Origin of the sequence: Alteromonas sp. 14N.309.X.WAT.G.H12, from assembly GCF_036697315.1 — a bacterium.
In the GTDB taxonomy this organism is placed as follows: Bacteria; Pseudomonadota; Gammaproteobacteria; order Enterobacterales; family Alteromonadaceae; genus Alteromonas.
On the sequence record NZ_JBAHZB010000149.1, the window covers coordinates 1 to 5,622 of the forward strand.

Genomic DNA, 5,622 nt, shown 5'->3' on the forward strand with positions numbered 1-5,622 from the left:
GGTCAACATGGCTTGCACGGCAACTGCCGCATCGATAGCAGAACCGCCCTTCTCGATGATATTTTTACCGGCCCAGGAGGCATAAGGATTAGCGGCGACCACCATATAGTCATCGGCAACATGGGCTACCTTATTTTCAAAGCCGGTGGCGGCCTCTGGCTCATTGCGTTCAACCGCGTCAGCCAAAGGAGAAATAGCCAGCGTAAAGCACACGGCCTTTAACGTAACTGCTAGGGTTCCCAAATTAAAATTCAATGTTTGTGTTCCTCTGTTTTATTTGAATTTTTCCGTATTTAACGGTCGCTTGTTAATAAAGGCATCGAACGCTTCTTTAGCCGCGTCTGTATTCAACGCTTCAAGAAAAACGTCCAACTCTTCGTTAATTTGCTGTTGAATCACTTCTTTTTCGGTATTTAAAAGTTTTTTGGTATGGGTCATTGCAAAAACAGGCTTTGACGCCAACTTTTTACATACCGACATGACTTTTTCTCCCAACGTATCTGCAGGTTCAATTGCTGTGACCACACCGAATTGATATGCATCCTCGGCACCGAACATTTCGCCAAGCATTAACCACTCACTTGCTTTGCGCCGACCAGCTAGCCGCGGGAGAAGATAGCTGGACGCATATTCTGGTACTAAACCTAAATTGATAAAGGGTAGGCAGAATTGAGTTGCAGGTGCACAATATACCATATCGCAGTGCAACAATAAGGTTGTACCAATGCCAACGGCTACCCCTTCCACTTGTGCCACCACGGGTTTAGGGAAATGTAACAAGGCATTCATAAATGCAACGATATCCGAAATACTATCGCCTTCATCACGCTGTGCAAAGACAGAGATGTCATTTCCTGCGCTAAAACACCCGCCTTCACCTTTTAACAACACAACATGAACGGTGTCATCCTCTGCGGCTGCTTTTAAGATGTTTGCCAACTGCGCATACATTTTAAGCGTTAACGCATTTTTTTTATCGGCGCGATTTAAGCTTACGGTTAAAATACGATCGTTATTCTGTGTCAGTACTAGGCTCATAAAGCCCCCTTAATTAATAAAAAATAGGCAAAGTCGGGGTGTTTTTTTGTATGATAGCGACTTCTCGCAGTAAACCACAAAATTTCATGCAAACGACATTTAAATTATCCCATTACACTGGCCCATTAATTATCGCTTGTCTGGTACTGATAGCGGGCTATTTCGAGCCTTTATCCAGTGCTTGGCTTGCCTACGACCGATACGCCATCGAAGGATGGGAAACATGGCGATTATTTACGGGCAACCTTGTACATACCAATTTTAATCATTTGATACTGAATCTTGCGGGCCTCATCCTCCTCACTCTTTTGCATTACCCTCACTATCGCACCTTGCGTTTTCTGAAAGTCTTCACCTGGTGTGCCATTGCCACCAGCCTGGGCATTTACTTTTTTTCACCGTCCCTTATCGGTTACGCAGGGCTTTCTGGCGCACTTCACGGTGTTTTTGTTTGGGGGGCCTGTATGGACATTCGCAATAGAATACACTCAGGGTGGTTATTGCTGTTTGGTGTCATCGGTAAAATCACCTATGAACAAAATTTTGGTAGCACACAGGAAATTGCCGATCTGATTAATGCCACAGTGGCCATTGATGCCCATCTTTATGGCGGTATCGCCGGTTTTATCTTGTTTCTGCTGATGCCAGGGCTTGGATCCTTCAAACAGAAAGAAAAGGGCGCCCGCTAGCAACAGGCGCCTTTGTACTACAAATTCGTTTCAAACAATTTGTAAATTCGACGATATTCATCTAACCAGGAACTAGGCTGTATAAACCCATGGGATTCCACCGGATAAATTGCCGTTTCGAAGTCTGTTTTTTCCAATTCAATGAGTCGCTGAACTAATCTTACCGAATCTTCAAAAAAGACATTGTTATCCACCATGGGGGAAACAATCAATAGCGGTTTTGCTAAGCCTTCAGCATGATAGATAGGCGAACTGCGTCTATAGGCAATGGGATCAACATCAGGGGTATTAAGAATATTAGCGGTATAGCCTGTATTGTAATGAGCCCAATCGGCGACAGGACGTAAGGCCGCCCCAGCGGCAAACAAGTCAGGTTGGGTAAACATGGACATAAAGGTTAAAAAACCACCGTAAGAGCCACCGTAGGTGCCCACACGTTTTGGGTCGACGTCAGCATTATCCACAAGCCATTGCACACCATCACGTAAATCTTCGACTTCCGGTTTTCCCATTTGTCGGTAAATCGCCGTACGCCAGTCACGGCCATAGCCTTTCGACGCCCGATAATCCATATCTAATACCACATAGCCTTGCTGTACCAGCATGCTATGGAACATATATTCTCGAAAATAGCCTGACCAACCTAAGTGGGCATTTTGTAAATAACCTGCCCCATGGGTAAAGACCACAGCACGGCGTTTTTCACCGTTGTTATCCCCCTTAGGTAGATATACCCGGGCATAGATAGGTTGTGAAGTATGGGTGGACGGGATCGCCACCACGGTGGGCACAGCCCAAGGCAATTGTAAGAAGGCGTCACTCACCGTATGTGTAATCTGGCGCGCTGACAGTTCGCTGTCCACCGCTTTAATATAGAGTTCTGGTGGTCTATTGACTTTACTGTGAGTGAGCAGCAACTGCTGACCATCGGGACTTAACACATACTCAGTCATGCCATTTAAGGCGGTAAGCTGCTGTGTTTCACCATTTTCTAGATCCACCCGGTACACTTCCACAATACCAGGATGGATTTTATTGGCCTGATAATAGATATAATGGTCATCCGGACTTAAAGTAGGGTTTTCAACCACATAGCGCCCCTGGGTTAGCTGTTGGGCTTTTTCACCGGGTTTTTGCAGGTATAAATGAGAGAAACCGTCTTTTTCTGATTGATAAAAGAGGGTTTTACTATTATGCAGCCAGCCAAAATGATTATGATAGTAATTGATCCAAGCATCATCATGTAGACGCTCTTGGGTGATTAATTTGGCATTGTCAAAATCAACGGTAACGATCCACCGATCTTTATTATCCCAGGCTTCCAACATCAGTGCGACTTCATCACCAGAGTCATGCCATTGGATCCCTTCGTCGCGCCCCATCAATTGAATATCCCGGGGTAACCGGTTTACCTGATACGTTTCCCCTATCGCCGCCGCATTTTCAGCTTTCACATCGGCTAATACGTCTTCGTTGTAACCGGGTAAATTAACCAATGACAGCGGTGTTTTTTTGCGGGAATGAAGATTAACCAACCAAATGTCATGGTTAACAGGTTTGGCATCTGCCACCCGACGCCGCACGTCGATTGTGGCGATACGACCGGACTCCTGAATATAATGGGGCATAATATCCGAGTCATCACGAACGGCGGTATTTTCCGTGGTAACCACAATGGCGTATTTCCCATTAGGGGAAACCGAAGCACTGACTAATCTATCTTGCTTATCAAAAAAGATTGGCTTAGGGGCATAAGCCTCGCTCACGCGACTGAGATCTTCTTCAAATTGTGCGGCATCTTGTCTGTTTTTTCGTTGCACTTTAACGTAATCAATTAGGCCTATTTGTTCTTTTGACAAATAATCTTCTGGCGGCTCAACGGCTACGGGTTTCTCGTCAAAACGCCAACTAATTAACGCTTGTCGTTGGCCGGTATGAATATCGATGGCAATAATCTTATCGTTTTGTTGCATCATGAGCCGGCCGTCGGTCATAAAGCGAAGACCGTGAAATGCCTCGCCTCCCCGAATCAATTGCCGAATAGGTTGTTGTAACTCTTTAACGAATAAGCTGTTATTTACCCGAAATGCCGTTACCGTTTTATCCCCATTCACCGCTTTTTCGTCGAACCGATACTGATAGCGATTTGCTAACGATACCTTTTTGGCATTTTCCGGGTTGCTGATAGGCGCAATAAACACGTCATTGAGTTGGGTGTTTTCCTGGACTTGTTCGTACACAAGATAATGACTGTCTAATGACCATCCAGGTTGCTGTGGTGCACGCCCCATCCATTTAGGATCAGACATGATTTGCTCAAGTGTAATGGTGTCATTGGAGGCGATCGTTGTAATATCGGCAGGCGTGTAGCTTGCCGTCACATCAGCGGTGGATTTTTCCACCTCATGCATTGTATTGTCGTTAGAACTAAGGGTGGCGCACGCCGTTAATGCGGTGCTAAATGCTATCCCTGCTACAAAATTGCGTACTTTTCTCATTATTTTAATCTACTTTGTCATACTTAAAAGCCCAAGACATTATACAAAATCAGTAGAGAAAATCAGGCAGACTTCATCGTCTGTGCAGGTATCCTTAACGTAAAAGACGCCGGTTTAATTAGGACGGTGGGATCTCTGCTGTTAATCAGTGAATTTTTAGCTTTAAAATGGACAAAAAAAAGCCCCGCATTTAGCGGGGCAATCAAGCACACTCAACTTGGAACACACTTTAACAACAACGTAAGAGCATGGAAGCTCAAGAGAAAACGTTTATTGCTAACTGCATAGAATTAGTCAACGGTGCTAGGAGATAGTTCAGATAAAATCATTTTTTTTCTAAAAAAATAAAAATAGGGAAAAAAGAAGGGGAAAAGAAGTGAAGCAAGTAGCGGGATTTAAGCACTACCAACGTATTGAAGTTCGCCAAAACACCATACGAAAAAACGCCCGCTTACTTGCTTAAAAAATAGATTATCAGATTTGTTGCAAAAATGCTTCCAAAATAACGCTATTTTTACAACCCTCCCCTTTAGTTACCACACTGAGCCAATGCTTGGTCAAAATCCTTGATGAGATCCTCGGTATCTTCAATACCCACAGACAACCTGATCATACCATCAGAAATGCCCATTTTAGCCCGTTCCTCGGGCCCATTTTCATAGAAAATCGTCGAGGCCACCGGCAAGGCCAAGGTTCTGTTGTCGCCTAAGTGAGTCGCACTGATCACCAATGACAGGGCATTTAAAAATGTATTTACGTCTAGGCCCTCCACAAGATCGAGGCTTAATATCGCACCATATCCCTTATTCATAATATCCCGTGCGAGAAAATGCTGTTCATGCCCCACTAACCCTGGGTAATACACATGGGCGATTTTAGGATGATTGTGTAAAAACGTCGCTAACTCCATGGCATTATGGCAATTTCGCTCCATCCGCATGGCCAATGTTTCCAGCCCCGTGGCAATGGCGTGGGCCGATCCTGGTGCCAAGGTACCGCCGATATCACGCAGTCCTTTTTTCTTTATCTGGGTAAGACCCCATTGGGTTTTCTCCGCCACTTTGTAGAAATCGGCGATGTTCGGGTAGCCTGTCCAATCATAATTACCAAGATCAACAACCACACCACCTAACACGTTGCCATGCCCTGAAATATACTTAGTCAGCGAACTGACCACCAAGGACGCCCCAGTTTGCTTAGCGTCAAATAAAGGCGGCGGCGTCATGGTGTTATCAAGGAAAAACACCACATTTTTTTCAGCACAAAACTGACCGATGGATCGCACATCAGCCACTTGTGTCACCGGATTCGCCACGGTTTCGGTAAAAACCATGCGGGTATTTGGCTGATACAATGCTTTTACGTCTTCCACTTTCGTTACGTCGGCATAGCTAATT

4 protein-coding genes and 1 pseudogene are annotated in these 5,622 nt (G+C 44.9%); 1 reads left to right on the top strand and 4 read right to left on the bottom strand.

The window, feature by feature from the left end:
- Positions 1–213 (bottom strand): annotated as a pseudogene (locus tag V5298_RS19200) (gamma-glutamyltransferase); the annotation flags it as partial.
- Positions 214–273: 60 nt separating this feature from the next.
- Complete coding sequence (locus V5298_RS19205; protein WP_332933044.1) at positions 274–1,038, bottom strand: enoyl-CoA hydratase; 765 nt, start codon at positions 1,036–1,038, stop codon at positions 274–276.
- Between the two features lie 50 nt (positions 1,039–1,088).
- On the opposite strand from V5298_RS19205, the gene rrtA reads away from it, so the two are divergent.
- Positions 1,089–1,727, top strand: coding sequence for a rhombosortase (rrtA, locus tag V5298_RS19210; protein ID WP_416351210.1), 639 nt, complete (start codon positions 1,089–1,091; stop codon positions 1,725–1,727).
- Positions 1,728–1,744: 17 nt separating this feature from the next.
- Here rrtA and V5298_RS19215 read toward each other — a convergent pair whose 3' ends face one another.
- Both V5298_RS19215 and V5298_RS19220 read right to left on the bottom strand, forming a co-directional pair.
- Positions 1,745–4,225, bottom strand: a complete 2,481-nt coding sequence (locus tag V5298_RS19215) for a S9 family peptidase (protein ID WP_332933045.1) — start codon at positions 4,223–4,225, stop codon at positions 1,745–1,747.
- A gap of 529 nt (positions 4,226–4,754) precedes the next feature.
- Positions 4,755–5,622: PLP-dependent transferase (locus tag V5298_RS19220; RefSeq protein WP_332933046.1), on the bottom strand; the 868-nt coding region annotated here is incomplete at its 5' end.

What these genes read in the sequence shown, in the direction of transcription:
- V5298_RS19215 (WP_332933045.1), bottom strand. Translation starts at nt 4,225, where the DNA reads ATGAGAAAAGTACGCAATTTTGTAGCAGGGATAGCATTTAGCACCGCA.
- rrtA (WP_416351210.1), top strand. Translation starts at nt 1,089, where the DNA reads ATGATAGCGACTTCTCGCAGTAAACCACAAAATTTCATGCAAACGACA.
- V5298_RS19205 (WP_332933044.1), bottom strand. Translation starts at nt 1,038, where the DNA reads ATGAGCCTAGTACTGACACAGAATAACGATCGTATTTTAACCGTAAGC.